The organism is Alteromonas abrolhosensis, assembly GCF_001953635.1.
In the GTDB taxonomy this organism is placed as follows: domain Bacteria; phylum Pseudomonadota; class Gammaproteobacteria; order Enterobacterales; family Alteromonadaceae; genus Alteromonas; species Alteromonas abrolhosensis.
Map to the genome: position 1 here is coordinate 92,049 of NZ_MEJH01000005.1, position 15,847 is coordinate 107,895.

Consider the following 15,847-nt stretch of genomic DNA (forward strand, 5'->3'; position numbering starts at 1 on the left):
GAAAATGGTGGCTATTAGCCATCATATACTTGCTTTACAAGTTTGACGCGAGAAAGTCGATAAGATTCCCTTGTACAAAGGCAAAGTTCAGAAATTGCTGTTAAGGTTTAACCCAGCCTGCTTATATGTACCATTAAAATCTACAAAATGTTTACTCACGGCAGCGTATTTCCACACCTATTATAAGAACAACTTTTAACCTATACTTCATACAAAAATAGAAGCATTTTCATAATAATAATGAGACCTCTATTAGCCACCATTTTATTATTCCTAGCGCTATTTGTATTTCATGCAAACGCTGCGGTAGAAGACATTCAGCCTCTTTGTCACGAAAGTGTTGACGAATGTCTATCAAAAATCAGAGCACAGCAATCTCTATTAGACGAGAACACACCACCTTGGTGGGAGCTTCAAGTGAGAAGGTTTGATATTTTATTTAACTTTCAACGTTATGATGAGCTTTACGCACTTCTTAGGCCTTGGCTTGATGCTTCAAATTTGAATGGAATGCCAGAATACAAACCAGTAGTTTCCCTGTTTTTCGGCAAATGGCTAAGGATTAATCACCGAGAGGAGGAAGCAAAAATAGCGTTAACCAAATCTCTAACGGGATTTAAAGCACAATATGAAACGATGCCCTCACCTCAAGTGGGTATAAGGGTTTTAAATCTTCTTACTGTGCTTGGTAAAACGAAGGAAGCGCAGGACTTTGCTGAGCAACTCGAAGGTGAAAACTATAATGCACCTATTTTTTACCATGAAATCTTTGCTGAACTAGGGCACGTAGCTCTAAAAGAAGGCGATAATGCAAAACATATTGAATATCGAGTTAAATCGTTAAATTGGGCTTTAAAGTTACCTGATATGCAGCAGCAAGCCATCGCCTATAGCAATTACGCTGTAGCGCTTCGTAACAATAAAAACTATCAGGAGGCAGAGAAAGCGTTCCTTGATGGTTTAGCATGTGCCGAGCAAGCGAAGGATATTGCTCAAATCAACAGTATTAAGTTACGGTTAGCGGAAAACGCCACACTTAGCAACGACCCAGATAAAGCAAGGCTTTGGCTCAATCGAGTATCTGTTAAAGGGCTTCCATCGGTGCAGGTTTCGCGCTACCGAAAATTGGTTAAAGATAACGCGCCGCATTAATCGTTAGATTGCTTTCGATTATGTGCAGTCAAATGGCAACTTGCAGCACGTCTTTTATATGCCTGTACCTAGTTTCACTAATACTTGCGGCGCTTCAGTCCAGTCTCAGCCAATATCTTCGCTGAAATTTCTTCAATTGAATACTTAGTACTGTTCAAAAACGGAATCTTTTCCTTTCTATAAAGGTTTTCTACTTCACGCAGTTCCATTCGACATTGAGGAAGAGATGCATATTTACTGTTTGCGCGGCGTTCTGAACGTATTTGATGCAGCCTTTCTGCAGCAATTGTGAGTCCAAATAGCTTATGTTTGAAACGCTTTAAAGCCGGGGGCAGCTTTAACATATCTCCCATGTCTTCTTCGGTAAACGGGTAGTTCGCTGCTTTTATTCCGTATTGAAGGGCTAAGTACAGACTTGTTGGCGTTTTACCCGAGCGCGATACCCCAGTAAGAATAATGTCTGCTTCGTCGTAATCTTTTAGATTAGAACCATCGTCGTTTGCTAATGCGTAGTTTACCGCTTCAATTCTTATGTCGTAGGTGGTTTCGTGAATACTGTGGGTGCGGTGCTTTTCTGGTTTTGAAGGTACACCCAACACTTTTTCCAGCGGCGCAACGAATTGGTCGAGGAAATTATAATTAATGCCCACCGATTTCGAGATTATTTTGCGAATATCTACATTCACAATTGTATAAAAAACGAGCGGCCTTTCTCCTGTGTCTTGAAAACTTTCAGAAATTTGCTGTAAAACTTTGTGTGCTTGTTCCTCAGTTTCAACGAAAGGAATGGTGTTGTGATTAAAAGAAACGGGAAACAGGGAAAGCAGGGCGTGGCCAAAGACCTCTGCTGTGATGGCTGTACCATCTGAAATATAAAAAGCTGTGCGCACAACATATCCTTAACATTGGTGTAATTTTATTACAAAAGTAATAAAGGGTTTACATTCTGAATTTCCCCATTCTAAGATGATTTCGTCGAAAAGCTACACGGTTCTTGTGAATGATGGCAAATACAGTAAGTTTGCTGTCAAACGTAATGGACAGCGGTAACAGTGGTTTTCACCACTTATCGACTACAATTTGATGAGTTTCAGGCGATAAAAGCACAAACCTGAAACTAACCTCATACCCTACACATAAAAAAGCTGGAGGCTTGGGCTGTGCAAGAATACGTACTTTGGTATCAAGAACTGGGCATGCATGATGTGGGTCGCGTAGGCGGCAAAAATGCATCATTAGGCGAGATGATCTCAAACCTGGCGAACGCCGGTGTGCAGGTGCCGGGTGGTTTTGCTACCACCGCCGAAGCATTTAATGAGTTTCTAGAGCAAAGTGGCCTAGAAGCAAGGATCCACGAAGTCTTAGACTCGTTAGACGTAGATGACGTGAATGCACTTACCGAAGCGGGTAAGAACATTCGCCAGTGGATCATCGACACGCCATTCCAGGGCAAATTAGAAGAAGAAATCAAAACCGCATTTGTCACGCTTCAAGGTGATGCTGGTGAAGAAGCATCATTCGCAGTGCGTTCGTCAGCAACTGCTGAAGATATGCCTGATGCGTCATTTGCAGGACAACAAGAGACTTTCCTGAACGTTAAAGGTTATGAAGCCGTGCTTGTAGCAATTAAGCACGTGTTCGCATCACTGTTTAACGACCGCGCTATTTCTTATCGCGTTCACCAAGGATACGACCATAAAGGTGTGGCGTTATCTGCAGGTATTCAGCGCATGGTGCGCAGTGATATCGCTTCATCAGGCGTTATGTTTACTATCGATACAGAGTCTGGTTTTGAAGACGTTGTATTTATCACCAGTTCGTTCGGTTTAGGCGAAATGGTTGTGCAGGGGGCGGTTAACCCTGATGAATTTTACGTTCACAAGCCAACCCTTGATAAAGGCCTGCCTGCTATCGTTCGTCGTAACCTCGGTAGTAAGCTTACCAAGATGGTGTATTCAGATGATGAAGCACACGGTAAGCAAGTGTCTATTGTTGATATTGACCCTGCCGAGAGCAAAACCTTCTCGTTGACTGACGAGGAAGTCATGGAGCTTGCCAAACAAGCGCAGATCATTGAAAACCACTATAAGCGTCCTATGGACATTGAGTGGGCAAAAGATGGTGCAGATGGCAAACTTTATATTGTTCAGGCTCGCCCTGAAACGGTACGCAGCCGTGAAGACTCACAGAGCATTGAGCGCTTCCAGTTAAAAGGTCAAAGCAACATTGTTTGTGAAGGCCGTGCAATTGGTCACAAAATCGGTGCTGGTGTAGCGAAAGTACTTGATTCAATCGAAGAGATGGACAAAATCCAAGCGGGTGACGTTCTGGTAACTGACATGACAGACCCTGACTGGGAACCTATCATGAAGAAGGCTTCAGCTATCGTTACCAACCGTGGTGGCCGTACTTGTCACGCGGCAATCATCGCGCGTGAGTTAGGTATTCCAGCTGTAGTTGGTTGTGGTAACGCTACAGACAGCATTAAAAATGGCGACAAGATCACAGTGTCTTGCGCTGAAGGTGACACTGGTTTTATCTATGGTGACGAACTAGAGTTCGACGTTGTGACATCACGCATTGATGCGATGCCTGACCTACCGCTAAAAGTAATGATGAACGTGGGCAACCCAGATCGCGCATTTGATTTTGCTCGCTTGCCAAATGCTGGTGTTGGTCTTGCTCGTCTTGAGTTTATTATCAACCGCATGATTGGCGTGCACCCTAAAGCGCTACTTAATTTCGACAGCCAGCCGGAAGAGCTGAAAGAAGAAATCAGCGATATGATTGCAGGCTACGAATCGCCAACGGAATATTATATCGAGAAATTGGTAGAAGGTATTTCAACCATTGGCGCAGCGTTCTCGCCAGAGAAGGTTATTGTTCGTATGTCAGATTTTAAATCGAACGAATACTTCAATCTGGTTGGCGGCTATCAATATGAGCCTGACGAAGAAAACCCAATGTTGGGTTTCCGTGGCGCAAGCCGCTACATCTCTGAAGACTTCCGAGATTGTTTTGCCCTTGAGTGTGAAGCCATTAAGCGCGTTCGCAACAAAATGGGCTTAACAAATGTTGAGATCATGATCCCGTTTGTTCGTACATTAGAAGAAGGTCGTCAAGTCATCGAGCTTCTTGAAGAGCAGGGACTTAAGAAAGGCGAAAATGGCCTTCGCGTTATCATGATGTGTGAACTACCTTCAAACGCATTGCTTGCAGATAAGTTCCTAGACATTTTTGACGGCTTCTCAATTGGGTCAAACGACTTAACGCAGCTAACTCTAGGTCTAGACCGCGACAGCGGCCTTATCGCGCACTTGTTTGATGAACGAGATGAAGCGGTGAAAGCATTGCTTTCAATGGCAATTAAGGCAGCGAAGAAACGTGGAAAATACGTGGGTATTTGTGGTCAAGGTCCATCAGACCACGAAGATTTCGCGGCGTGGCTTGTTCAAGAAGGCATTGATTCGGTATCACTTAACCCTGATACCGTGGTTGAAACCTGGCTTTACCTTGCTGAAAAGCACGGTTAATCACGCAGCTCGGAGGTGAAGGCTAGAAAGCTTAAGGGCTATCTAGTTTTTCATCTAGTGTCGTGATATTTCACCACGTAACAGCTTTCGTACTATTAAAAAGAGACCTTAAGGTCTCTTTTTTAGTTAGGCAACATAAAGTGATGGCCACCCATTTAGAAGCAAATCTTTGCTCGAGTTCATTCCTTAAAAAAACTGTGGTTATTAAGCAAAACTATGCATTTTTGCGTGTTGATAACATGACTTTTTGTAATTAAAAATGTAATATTACAAAGTTACTTTCACTTTGAATCTTTGATTATTAATTAACTTGGTTGAATTCTCATGGCACATAATGACAGCGCAGTTTCAGTAAACACTTCTGATGAAAATACAATGCAATCACGCTCTGTGGCAGAGCAGTTGGCGGAAGCGCAAAAAGAAATTAACGAACTTAAAATGCAGTTAATGTGGATGGAACGCAACTACGAGTAAAAATGGCTGACTAAAGCAAGGTGGTCATATTTTGATTACTTTCAAAAAGTGAGTGTAGTTTTTTGAAGGTTTTCATTTGTGGTTTCAGTTTGGTTTTCAATTTTGCGTAGGCGTTGCTGGCAAACGTTAGGTCGAGTTTATCGGTGACGAATGTTTGAAAGCTAAACAGGGGGGCTCTATTGCACTCTGAGATAGGTATTTTGCTTATCTAATCATCTCATTAACTACTACGACTTAAAGTAAGTACGCACTTTGTTAAACGTGAGCTGCTTATAGTGAAACGGCTAGCGAAAAACCAAAAAAAGGAGGTCACCATGACCTCCTTTTTCGATCTAGTGTGCTTGGCTGCGCCGAATGACTTGGCGAGTCATTCAGCGAACTCAGCGTGAGCCTTCTACGCTTTCAGCTGGTTACCAATAGGTAATTGACGAATACGCTTACCACACGCAGCGAAAATGGCGTTACATAGTGCCGGTGCGTAAACCGGTGTGGCAGGTTCACCCACACCAGCTGGCGGCGCATCGCTTTCGATTACCTCAACTTCAACTTCTAGCGGTGAATCGCTCATGCGGGGCACACGGTAGTTGTGGAAGTTACTTTGTTGTACACGACCTTTATCAAAGGTAATGCCGTCGCTAATAGCCGTAGTAATACCGAATACTGAGCCACCTTGGGTTTGGTTTTTAACGGTATCGGTATTAACTACAGTACCTGCATCAATGGCTACCCACGACTTGATTACGTTCAAATCGCCAGCATCAGACACTTCAACTTCCACCACAGTAGCTACGTAGGTTAAGAAGCTACGGTGCGCCGCTATACCTAGACCACGACCTTTAGGCATATCGCGGCCCCAGCCTGCCATGTCAGATACCTTCTCAATAACATTGCGAAGGCGACCTGTATCTAAAGGATAAACCGACTTATCACCCCAATAGTTTTGATATTCGGCCTTTTGATCAGTCACATCAATAATTCTGTCAGGGCCGATTACTTCCAATAGGTAATCTTTAGAGTCTTTGCCTGCTTTATGCGCTGCTTCATTAATAAACGACTGTACAGCAAAGGCGTGGAAGATATTCGATACTGATCGCATCCATCCAATTCGGGCTTTGGCTGGTGCTTCACCGCGCTCTAACTTCATATTCGGCGTAAGAATAGGGTTATCCGTAAAGCCCAAATCTAACTCAAAGCTAAAGGGAGCGTTCGCACCCTCTTGAAAGGTTGAGGCGATGGGGGAAAACGCGGTTCTATGAAGGTAAGCATCAATTTTGCCGTTTTCATCAAGCGCAGCCTCAACGTGCTGAGCAGATACTGCGTGATAGAAACCGTGCTGAATATCATCTTCACGGGTCCATTGAACGCGAACTGGCTTGCCCGTTTTCATTGAAAGGTACGCTGCTTCCGCTGAAAAATCAGGTTTAGATTTACGGCCAAATGCACCACCTAACATGGTTACATGAACATTGATTTTTTCTTTGTCCATGCCAACCATAGCGCCCACGGTCTCCATATCAGCCTGCGGGTTTTGTGTAGCAGCCCATACGTTTACGCGGTCGTTATAGTACATGGCAGTAGCGCATGGCGGCTCCATGGGGGCTTGTGCTAAATGCGGCACGTAATAGTCAGCAACCAGCTTATCGCTGGCTTTTTCTAAAACGCTCAACGCATCGCCTTTTTCTCGAACAAGCGCTTGAGGTGCATTAACTGTGTTAAGCAGCTGCTCTTTAAATTTAGCTGAGTTATAGTCGCCATTTGCGCCATCGTCCCAAGTAACCTCAAGTGCTTTTCGGCCTTGCCACGCAGCCCACGTATTGTTAGCAATAATTGCCACGCCACCTTTTGGCTGGAACTGAGGGGCACCTTTTGGCGCTGGAATTTCAATGACATCAACAACCCCATTAACTGCTTTAGCTTTATCTGCGTTGAAGCTTTTCACCTTGCCGCCCACCACGGGAGGGCGCTCGATTATAGCAACGAGTGCTTTTGGTTCGCGCACGTCAGCAGCAAAGGTTGCTTTACCGGTAACAATATCCTGAAGATCGATATGGGCCATACCCGTATTGATATAACGCCATTCTTTTCTGTCTTTAAGCTTGAGCTTATCTGCCTCAGGTGGTGTGATGGTTAATGCATCGTCTATTAAATCTTTATAGGCAAGGGTCTTACCCGAACTATGTGTGACTACATGTTGCTCGGCAACACATGAACCCGGCTCAACACCCCATCGCTTGGCAGCAGCGTGTTGCATCATATAGCGAACGCTTGCGCCCATTTCGCGAAGACGCTGCATATTAAAGCGAATACTGCGAGAGCCATCGGTGTTTTGATCACCGTATTTAGGGTCACCTTTACCTTGAATCACAATCACTTTGTCCCACGCAGCTTCCATTTCGTCAGCCACAATTTGCGCAATAGCGGTACGGATCTGCTGACCCATTTCACTGCGGTGACAGGTAACTTCAACCATGCCGTCGGGACGAAGCGCAATAAACAAGTTCGCGCGTTTTGCGTTTTCCGCTGGCTTAGCTAAAACGCCTGCCATAGCGCGTGGCGCACTACCTATAAAATAAGTACCAAGAACCAACGCACCTGCCGCAGCTGTCGATTTTAAAAAGCTGCGGCGATTCATATCAAAATAGGTATTTTCACTCATGCTTCTTCTCCCGCTTGGGTTGGGTCGAAGTAGCTAACGCCTGCGTTGCTGCTCATCGATTTAGACGCCGACTTTATGGCTTTATGTATACGAGGGTAGGTTCCGCATCGACAAATATTGCCAGACATGTTTTGAACAATCTCTTCATCACTTGGGGTTGGGTTTGTTGATAACAAGCTAGCCGCCTGCATAATTTGCCCACACTGACAGAAACCGCATTGTGGCACTTTGTGCTCTACCCACGCTTTTTGAACAGGGTGGTCGCCATTTTCGCTTAACCCTTCAATAGTGGTGATTTTTCTGCCTTGAACGGCGGATACTGGCAATACGCAAGAACGTTGTGCCATGCCGTCAATATGAACAGTACACGCGCCGCATTGCGCCATACCACAGCCAAATTTAGGTCCTGTAAGATTTAATTCGTCACGAAGGTACCACAATACTGGTGTAGATGGGTCACCAGAAAATTCGTGTTTGTTACCATTAACGGTAAACGTGATCATGGTCTTGTCTCCATAGGTAAGCGAACGATATGATTTGAACCAGATTGTGTAAATATGGCCTACCCAAGCAGCGCAGCACGGAAAAACGAGCTGCACAAACTCATATCGATACGGTTACATTGCCTGATGATACGAACTACCCAAGATGCTGAACATACTCAGATAATTGCCACTATTATTATTGTTAAAGGCTTCGCAATTTATACTTTAGATTACGTTAACACGCATTGCATTATTGCGCATTTACATAAGTTTAATTGCTAACACTTTGCGACAAAGTGAAAGAAAAATAGAACGGACTTTTTACACTGGAAGCGTTAAGCGTTAAGCGTTAAGCGTTAAGCGTTAAGTATTAAGTATTAAGGTAACGGTTAAGGACGAGGAATAATAACGGCATAAACACCGCTATATACTAGCGCAGTTTCCTCATTAGTAGGAATCGATCAATTTTGCGCGCGCCAGTGGTCATTGTTTTTTGACTATATTTAAGCCAGTTACGCGCTTTTGGCCAGTCGTAACTTAACAGCACTAACCCGCCTACCACTAAAAGAATGGAACCAGGAAGCAGTGTCAGTACAATTCCACCAACAAACAATATTGCGCCTAAGGTAAGTCTTACTATTCGCATGTGATACCACTTTGTTTGGTAAACCTAACTCTTTACAGTTTCGCCCACGAACGCCGATTTTCCAATACAAAAAGTGTAAATATTTGTACTCGAGTACTTTGTGTAAGGCACTGTTGGTTTGCTTAAAATTGTCGAATAAGTAGTCGTTCAGCAGGCAAAGATACACCAATGGCCTGATTGCGGTGGAAAGGAAGTTTGAAATAAAGTACAAAGACTACCAAAGACGTGAGGCATTTCTCGCGGTCAAGCGAGTCTGAAAGGATGCTTTTGCGAAGGTTTACTCTAGCTCATGCTAGGTAAAAGATAACGATAATAATGAGAGTTATAATGGCACAACAACCAGAAAACCAACCAATCAGCGATGAAGAGCGCGCAACGTGGGTAAGAGAGCAATTTCAGAAGGCTAATAAATTTTTAGCTGAAAATGGTGTTTTGTTCGATTCCGTTGTTACAGAAGAGAGCCGCTATTTAATTCCTTACCTTGCAGTATGGAAAATTAAAGCGATGGACAGCAAACGCTATTGGGTAATTAGTGGTGATTTGCCGTCAGACTATACATCGGTAGACAACGCGAAAGATGCAAAAGAGGCACTTCGCCACTTTGCTATGCATTGGCAGTTAAAGGCTGAAAACCTGATCAATGCCAAAGATGCAGATGAAACGCAAAAAGAATTTGGCGCATTGCTTATCAATCGTGCTGAGAACTTATTTGCTATGCAAAATACGCCGGATCTTTGGGTTTAGAGCTTTAAGTCGGCAATCTAATGAAGTTGAGTCACGTCCGGAAGAGGAAAGCGCTCTGCCGGACATTTTAGGCGTTGTCTGGGAACGCCTGCGTCCATAAATACTCGACCGTAAGGGATAAACCCTATCGACTGGTGATAGGATACACTTTCCAAATTACACACCACCTTGATAATAGGAACGTTATTTTGCTTTGCCGCGTTAATCAATGCTTCAAATAAAGCGCGATATACGGGAAGTGTTCTGTGGTTTCTTTTAACGGCAATTCGACCAAGCTCGCCTCGTTTAGTTAAACGGCCTGTGGCAATGGGTTCGTTATCATCATTAACAATAAGTACATGACACGCCGAGCTATCATGTTCATCAAACTCGCTTGCTTCGGGCACGCGCCATTCCAAAACAAATACATGTTCCCTTAGTGCTTTTAGTCGATGTTTATCCTTTTCCCAATCGACGTTTTGTATCGTAAACGCCATACCTACCTGTTAACCTTCGAACCATTCCCAGTAACCATTATTGATAAGTGTAGTTAAGGTTTCTAAAAATGTAAAAGAAGGGGCATCTTGACAACATGTTGCATTCAAAACGCCTCCTGATGCCAATACTTCAAACCACTCTTGGTCATTTTTACCAAATGCGAATTGGCTACCATTGACATAAAGTGCGCGAGGAAGGCCACGCTTGCCATCGCAAATTAATGCGCGCACACCAGGTGCAGGAACAAAGCTAATGCCTGCGGCGAATTCATTGGAAATTTGCTCTAACGATACTTCATTTTCTAGCGGATATTCAGGAATGCCTTGTTCACTCATGGCTTCTAAAAGTGCCAAAGTAAAGTCTTCACCGTTTATAGCATCGATAAGCTGCTGCTTAAGAACGGCTACATCGCTTGGGTTTATCCAAGCACGATTGCCTTGAAGAGAGCGGCCAGAGTCTGTGAAGCGATGATTGTGCGCGCCTTTATCCAGCATCATCGCCAAGCTTTCTGCTAATTGAAGATTATCCGGTGCACGGTAACCGACCGAGTAAGTTAAGCTGTCTTCAATAGTAGCGCCGTCATGAGGCCAACCTGGAGGCACGTAAACCACATCGCCAGGCTCAACTACCACATCTATAACCGGGTCAAACCCTTCAATTTGTCTTAGTTTGGGGTGGGGACAAACTTCTTTATAGTTTGCTGGCTTGCCCACTCGCCAGCGTCTTTGGCCCTTTCCTTGAACTAAAAATACATCGTATTGGTCGATGTGAGCGCCGACGCCTGCGCCATTTGTTGCAAAGCTCACCATTAAGTCGTCCAATCGCCAGTTAGGGATAAAAGAGAACGGGTCTAGAATGGGAGTTACGTCGGGAACATATTTATCGACGCCTTGTACTAATAGTGTCCATTTGCCCTGACAAGCCTTATCAAAATCGGCAATGGGCCCTTGTTCAACATTCCACTTGCCTTGAACATTACTAATAATACGTGCATCCACTTCCGACTCTTGTGCAAGTCCTGCAAGGTCGTTTTCATCGATAGGATCTACAAAGTTATCAAAAAAATGCTTTATGACTACCGGCTTTTGCTGCCAATAGTTTTTTAGGAAGGTTTCTGCATTAAAGCCGTTTCCGGTTCTTGCATCAATAAAGTACATTTTGTCGTTAGTGGGCATAGCGTCTCTTTCAGTAAGCCTGGTTATTGTTTCTTGCCTGCTTTCATTGGCGTTGCTTGTATCGTAGTAGTCATCTCGTTAGCGTGAGAACTATTTTAGAAGCAGGATAGAAGGTGATAGGCGGCATTATCAGTCATTGAAAAGGTTATTGCCACCTTACATTCACTAGCCGATATATAATCTGGTGAAGCCATCACAGTGAAGCAAATTGCATAATTTTGAGTGTAGTCATGAAAGTTTTTAAATAGATGTGCCTAAATCGTAGGTGGTGAGAAACGATTACGCTAAATCGTTTCGCAAACATAGGCGTTAACTAACGTCGCTTTGGTGCGCAACTGTGTTGGCTGAAACGTTAACATTAATGAATATTCGTCTAACAGCATTGACCCACCTGCCTTGTGAGGGGCTCGTCCAAACATCTCTCTTACTTCTGTTTTAGGAGGGCTATCTGCGTTATAAGACGGGGCGTTACTAGTACTAGTGTTGATTGTTTGAGATAGACGATAGCTAACCAAGTCGTAAGATTTTTCACAAATTGCAATGGTGTCAGGTGCTGTGTACTGCTCTAACATTGCCGCTCTGTTTACCGTAGTACCCCAAATATCAAACCCTGCAAATGGTCGAGAAGACTGGCCAGCGAGCACTAACCCCGTTGCTATACCCACACGAAGCTGGCTAAAAGAGGAAGAGAGAAGGGTATCGTTACGTACAAGGTTGCGTGCACGCAAAGCGAATTTAATAGCGTTGTTGATACTGGTTTCAAGCGCGTCTTTTGTACACGCACTGTTGTTACAAAAGCCAGCCACAATATACTGGTCGCCATTAGTTTTTAATGGCGACAGTCCAAATGCAGCAGCAAGGGCATCAAATTCGCTAAACAGGTTTTCGACCATACCGGTGCAGTTAATGTCACCAAGTTGCACAGTCAATTGCTGAAAGCCAGATAAATCGCAAAAGATTACGACTGCACTCTTTAAACAGTAACTTGAATTTATTCTATTGTTTTCATGCATAAGTGAAGAGCTGGATAGGAGGGAATTCACTACAGAATTGTTAGCATGTGGTCTTTCGTTAGAAAAAGTGTTTGTGCCATTTGTCGTATTTAAATCCATTTACATGCTCCAATTATGCTGCACAGACAAGTTTCTTAGGTTTACAGGTATAAAAAAACGCGGTGTTAATAACCGCGTTTTTTAGTGTAGTGAAAAGCGCAGGGGCTTATAACTGATCTACAAGCCTGATTGCATCACCAATGTATGTAGCAGGCGTTAATGCTTTAAGCTCTGCTTTGGCCGCTTCTGGCATGTCTAGGTTATCAATAAACTCAGCAATGACGTCTGCGTTTACTTTCTTACCACGAGTCAGTTCTTTTAGCTTTTCGTATGGCTTTTCAATACCGTAACGACGCATAACAGTTTGAATTGGCTCTGCAAGCAGTTCCCAATTGTTATTTAGCTCGTTAAGTAAGCTTTGCTCATTAACTTCTAACTTGCTGATCCCTTTCAAAGTGGCCTGATAAGCAATAACTGCATATCCTACACCTACGCCAAGGTTACGTAGCACGGTTGAGTCGGTAAGGTCACGCTGCCAGCGAGAGATAGGAAGCTTAGCTGCTAAATGGTCAAAAATTGCGTTCGCCAGACCTAAGTTGCCTTCTGAGTTTTCAAAATCAATAGGGTTAACTTTGTGTGGCATGGTAGAAGAGCCGATTTCGCCAGCTACCGTTTTTTGCTTGAAGTGACCGAGTGCAATATAACCCCAAACGTCACGATCGAAATCGATAAGAATGGTGTTGAAGCGGGCAATGGCATCAAACATTTCTGCAATATAGTCGTGCGGTTCTATTTGTGTAGTGAACGGGTTCCAGGTTAGACCTAGTGAGGTAACAAACTTCTCTGAAACTTCGTGCCAATCTACATCTTTATACGCTGACAAGTGTGCGTTGTAGTTGCCTACAGCACCGTTAATCTTACCAAGTAACTCAACACCTGCGATTTGGCTACGCTGACGTTTTAGGCGAATAGCCACGTTTGCCATTTCTTTACCCATGGTGGTAGGTGAAGCAGGCTGACCGTGAGTACGTGCCATCATAGGTACGTTCTGGTAGCGCTTAGCAAGCTCTACTAGTGCTTCGATTAATTTGTCACAGTAAGGAAGAATGACGGTCTCGCGAGCTTCGCGAAGCATTAAGCCGTGTGAAAGGTTGTTGATGTCTTCAGAAGTACAAGCAAAGTGGATAAACTCATTTACTGCTGAAAGCTCACTATTGTCGGCAACCTTCTCTTTAAGAAAGTATTCAACCGCTTTCACATCGTGGTTTGTTGTGCGCTCGATTTCTTTGATGCGCATGGCATCTTCAACACTAAATTCAGCTACTATTTTGTCTAGTAGTGCATTTGACGTGTCTGTAAAAGCAGGAACTTCTTCAATTTGTGGGTTAGTAGACAGCATTTGTAACCAACGTACTTCTACTTCTACACGGTATTTTAATAAGCCGTACTCACTGAAAATACTGCGTAATTCTACGCTTTTGCCAGCATATCGACCATCGACAGGGGAAATTGCAGTTAACTGACTCAGTTCCACCTTAAGCTCCTCACTAGTTTATTAATCGTAGTGCTTTAACAGCACTGTTAAGAATGTGTTTGCGTTTGAATAAAATGTTTCTTCGTTTTCCACCCATCTGACGCCACATTACTGCAGCCCTCACACCCGCAAGCAAAAGCGCTCGCACTTTATGCTGAGTAGCAGGTTGGCTCAAATAGTCGGGGTTACCAGCCACCTGAATACGCGGTGCTAGCGGACTGATGATATCGCTGTAAATGCTCGCTAAGGAGGCGACTATTTGTGGGTTTTGGAAATCGATGTGAGCAAGCTGGCGCTGAACATGGGAAATGCGTTCGCCCAGTTCCTGCATTGCTTTAGGCTTTCTCGCTAGCTTCCTTTCAAGGCCTAGGATACTCGCTATATAGCGGGTTAATTCGGTATCTTTTGTTGCTTGTTTGTCAGATAGCTGTGCTGCGAGTGTGGTGTAACCGGTTTTTAAGTTGGCGAGTTGACCGAAGACCTGTTGAGGTGTTTCTGGGTCAGTAACCAGTATGCTTGATAAGCTGGCTTCTATCGCTTCGTTATCGGCAGAACCTCGTCTGGCAAGCTGCTGAACCAGCGCAGCAGCTTGACATACTCCAGCAAGAGCTAGGTTATTTTCTATGTCGGTATCTAACATCAGCGAATATAACTCTCAATAATACCGCCGCCAAGGCAAACTTCGTCATTATAGAATACCGCCGACTGCCCTGGCGTTACCGCCTTTTGGGGCTCATCAAACATCACTTCAATGGTGTCGTCTTGAGTTGGCGTTATTGTACAAGGGATATCGGCCTGACGATAACGGGTTTTAACTACCGCGCGCACAGGTTCTGTAATTGTTTTTCTATCCACCCAGTGTAGCTGCTTTGCTACCAAGCCTTTCGAGTATAGGCGAGGGTGGTCGGCACCTTGACCCACAATAAGCACGTTGCGAGCAACATCTTTATCTACCACATACCAAGGGTCGTCACCGTATTTGGCTAATCCACCAATGTGTAAGCCTTTACGTTGACCTAGCGTGTGATACATCAATCCTTCGTGCTGGCCAATTTCTTCACCTTCTGCGGTTTCAATAACGCCAGGCTGAGCTGGAAGGTAACGGGCTAGGAAGTCTTTAAACTTGCGTTCACCAATAAAGCAAATCCCGGTAGAGTCTTTCTTATCGTGGGTGATAAGACCCTGCTCTTCGGCAATTTTGCGAACTAATGGTTTTTCAATGTCACCCACAGGGAAAAGCGTCTTTGCAACGTGCTCTTCGCCTAATGTGTAAAGAAAGTAGCTCTGGTCTTTGTTGTTATCAAGACCTCGCAGCATTTGCCATTTACCGTCAACTTCTCGGCGACGAACATAGTGCCCGGTAGCAATGTAATCGGCGCCAAGGTCTTCTGCTGCAAACTCAAGAAACGCTTTAAACTTAATTTCTTTGTTGCACATAATATCTGGGTTTGGCGTACGGCCCGCTTTGTACTCCTCTAAGAAATACTCAAACACGTTATCCCAGTATTCTGCTGCAAAGTTAATGGTGTGTAGTTCAATGCCAAGTTTGTCAGCAACCGCTTGTGCATCTTTTAAATCTTCTGCAGCGGCACAGTATTCATCGTTGTCATCTTCTTCCCAGTTTTTCATGAAAAGACCTTCAACCTGATAACCCTGTTGTTGGAGTAGGTAGGCTGAAACAGACGAATCGACACCGCCGGACATCCCGACGATCACTTTTTTGCTGGCGTTAGATTCAATATCACTCACTATGGATTGCACACTCATTTGATTAATAAAAAAGAAACCGTATTTGTTAAGTTAGTTATCAATGATTGGTTGATAACGTATTTCAAGCGGCTGCTCGGTTAGTGAGCTATACCACTAAGTAATCATTTACAAATAGGCCCGTTTTCGAGGTCGCGGATTTTATCAGATTC

14 protein-coding genes are annotated in these 15,847 nt (G+C 44.0%); 4 read left to right on the forward strand and 10 right to left on the reverse strand.

Features of this window, described 5'->3' with window-relative positions; all coding sequences use genetic code 11:
* The first annotated feature begins 240 nt into the window (after nt 1-240).
* A complete protein-coding gene (locus BGK61_RS09320; RefSeq protein WP_076010931.1) occupies nt 241-1,152 on the forward strand; it encodes a tetratricopeptide repeat protein in 912 nt (303 codons plus the stop codon).
* A gap of 77 nt (nt 1,153-1,229) precedes the next feature.
* Here BGK61_RS09320 and ppsR read toward each other — a convergent pair whose 3' ends face one another.
* On the reverse strand, nt 1,230-2,042 hold the full coding sequence (ppsR, locus tag BGK61_RS09325; protein ID WP_014998212.1) for a posphoenolpyruvate synthetase regulatory kinase/phosphorylase PpsR: 813 nt from the start codon (nt 2,040-2,042) through the stop codon (nt 1,230-1,232).
* 270 nt (nt 2,043-2,312) lie between these two features.
* Between ppsR and ppsA the strand changes: the two genes are divergently transcribed.
* Together ppsA and BGK61_RS19520 are read left to right on the forward strand one after the other, a co-directional pair.
* A complete protein-coding gene (ppsA, locus tag BGK61_RS09330; RefSeq protein WP_014998213.1) occupies nt 2,313-4,685 on the forward strand; it encodes a phosphoenolpyruvate synthase in 2,373 nt (790 codons plus the stop codon).
* Between the two features lie 324 nt (nt 4,686-5,009).
* On the forward strand, nt 5,010-5,159 hold the full coding sequence (locus BGK61_RS19520; protein WP_157888791.1) for a hypothetical protein: 150 nt from the start codon (nt 5,010-5,012) through the stop codon (nt 5,157-5,159).
* A 394-nt stretch (nt 5,160-5,553) separates the two neighbouring features.
* Here BGK61_RS19520 and BGK61_RS09335 read toward each other — a convergent pair whose 3' ends face one another.
* From BGK61_RS09335 to BGK61_RS09345, 3 genes are all read right to left on the reverse strand, one after another.
* On the reverse strand, nt 5,554-7,815 hold the full coding sequence (locus BGK61_RS09335) for a molybdopterin cofactor-binding domain-containing protein (protein WP_076010930.1): 2,262 nt from the start codon (nt 7,813-7,815) through the stop codon (nt 5,554-5,556).
* Nucleotides 7,812-8,318 carry a (2Fe-2S)-binding protein gene (locus BGK61_RS09340; protein ID WP_014998215.1) on the reverse strand — a complete coding sequence of 169 codons (507 nt, stop codon included), beginning with the start codon at nt 8,316-8,318 and terminating at the stop codon, nt 7,812-7,814. Before BGK61_RS09340 ends, BGK61_RS09335 begins: the two co-directional genes overlap by 4 nt.
* A 412-nt stretch (nt 8,319-8,730) precedes the next feature.
* The gene (locus BGK61_RS09345; RefSeq protein ID WP_014998216.1) at nt 8,731-8,946 is read right to left on the reverse strand and encodes a PGPGW domain-containing protein; all 216 of its coding nucleotides are present in this window, start codon (nt 8,944-8,946) and stop codon (nt 8,731-8,733) included.
* A gap of 327 nt (nt 8,947-9,273) precedes the next feature.
* Here BGK61_RS09345 and BGK61_RS09350 point away from each other — a divergent pair, with 327 nt between their 5' ends.
* Nucleotides 9,274-9,690, forward strand: coding sequence for a DUF4826 family protein (locus BGK61_RS09350; protein ID WP_014998217.1), 417 nt, complete (start codon nt 9,274-9,276; stop codon nt 9,688-9,690).
* A gap of 17 nt (nt 9,691-9,707) precedes the next feature.
* Here BGK61_RS09350 and BGK61_RS09355 read toward each other — a convergent pair whose 3' ends face one another.
* The 6 genes from BGK61_RS09355 to mnmA form a co-directional block, all read right to left on the reverse strand.
* Nucleotides 9,708-10,166 (reverse strand): GNAT family N-acetyltransferase, encoded by a 459-nt coding sequence (locus BGK61_RS09355; protein WP_014998218.1) that lies wholly within the window; start codon nt 10,164-10,166, stop codon nt 9,708-9,710.
* A gap of 9 nt (nt 10,167-10,175) precedes the next feature.
* A complete protein-coding gene (locus tag BGK61_RS09360) occupies nt 10,176-11,342 on the reverse strand; it encodes a cupin domain-containing protein (protein WP_014998219.1) in 1,167 nt (388 codons plus the stop codon).
* A 284-nt stretch (nt 11,343-11,626) separates the two neighbouring features.
* The gene (locus BGK61_RS09365; RefSeq protein WP_076010929.1) at nt 11,627-12,454 is read right to left on the reverse strand and encodes an adenylate/guanylate cyclase domain-containing protein; all 828 of its coding nucleotides are present in this window, start codon (nt 12,452-12,454) and stop codon (nt 11,627-11,629) included.
* Nucleotides 12,455-12,560: 106 nt separating this feature from the next.
* Nucleotides 12,561-13,928 carry an adenylosuccinate lyase gene (gene purB / locus BGK61_RS09370; RefSeq protein WP_014998221.1) on the reverse strand — a complete coding sequence of 456 codons (1,368 nt, stop codon included), beginning with the start codon at nt 13,926-13,928 and terminating at the stop codon, nt 12,561-12,563.
* A gap of 13 nt (nt 13,929-13,941) precedes the next feature.
* Nucleotides 13,942-14,568: a high frequency lysogenization protein HflD gene (hflD, locus tag BGK61_RS09375; protein ID WP_014998222.1), complete on the reverse strand. Its 627-nt coding sequence runs from the start codon at nt 14,566-14,568 to the stop codon at nt 13,942-13,944.
* Nucleotides 14,568-15,695, reverse strand: a complete 1,128-nt coding sequence (gene mnmA, locus BGK61_RS09380) for a tRNA 2-thiouridine(34) synthase MnmA (RefSeq protein ID WP_076010928.1) — start codon at nt 15,693-15,695, stop codon at nt 14,568-14,570. Before mnmA ends, hflD begins: the two co-directional genes overlap by 1 nt.
* Nucleotides 15,696-15,847: the final 152 nt, after the last annotated feature.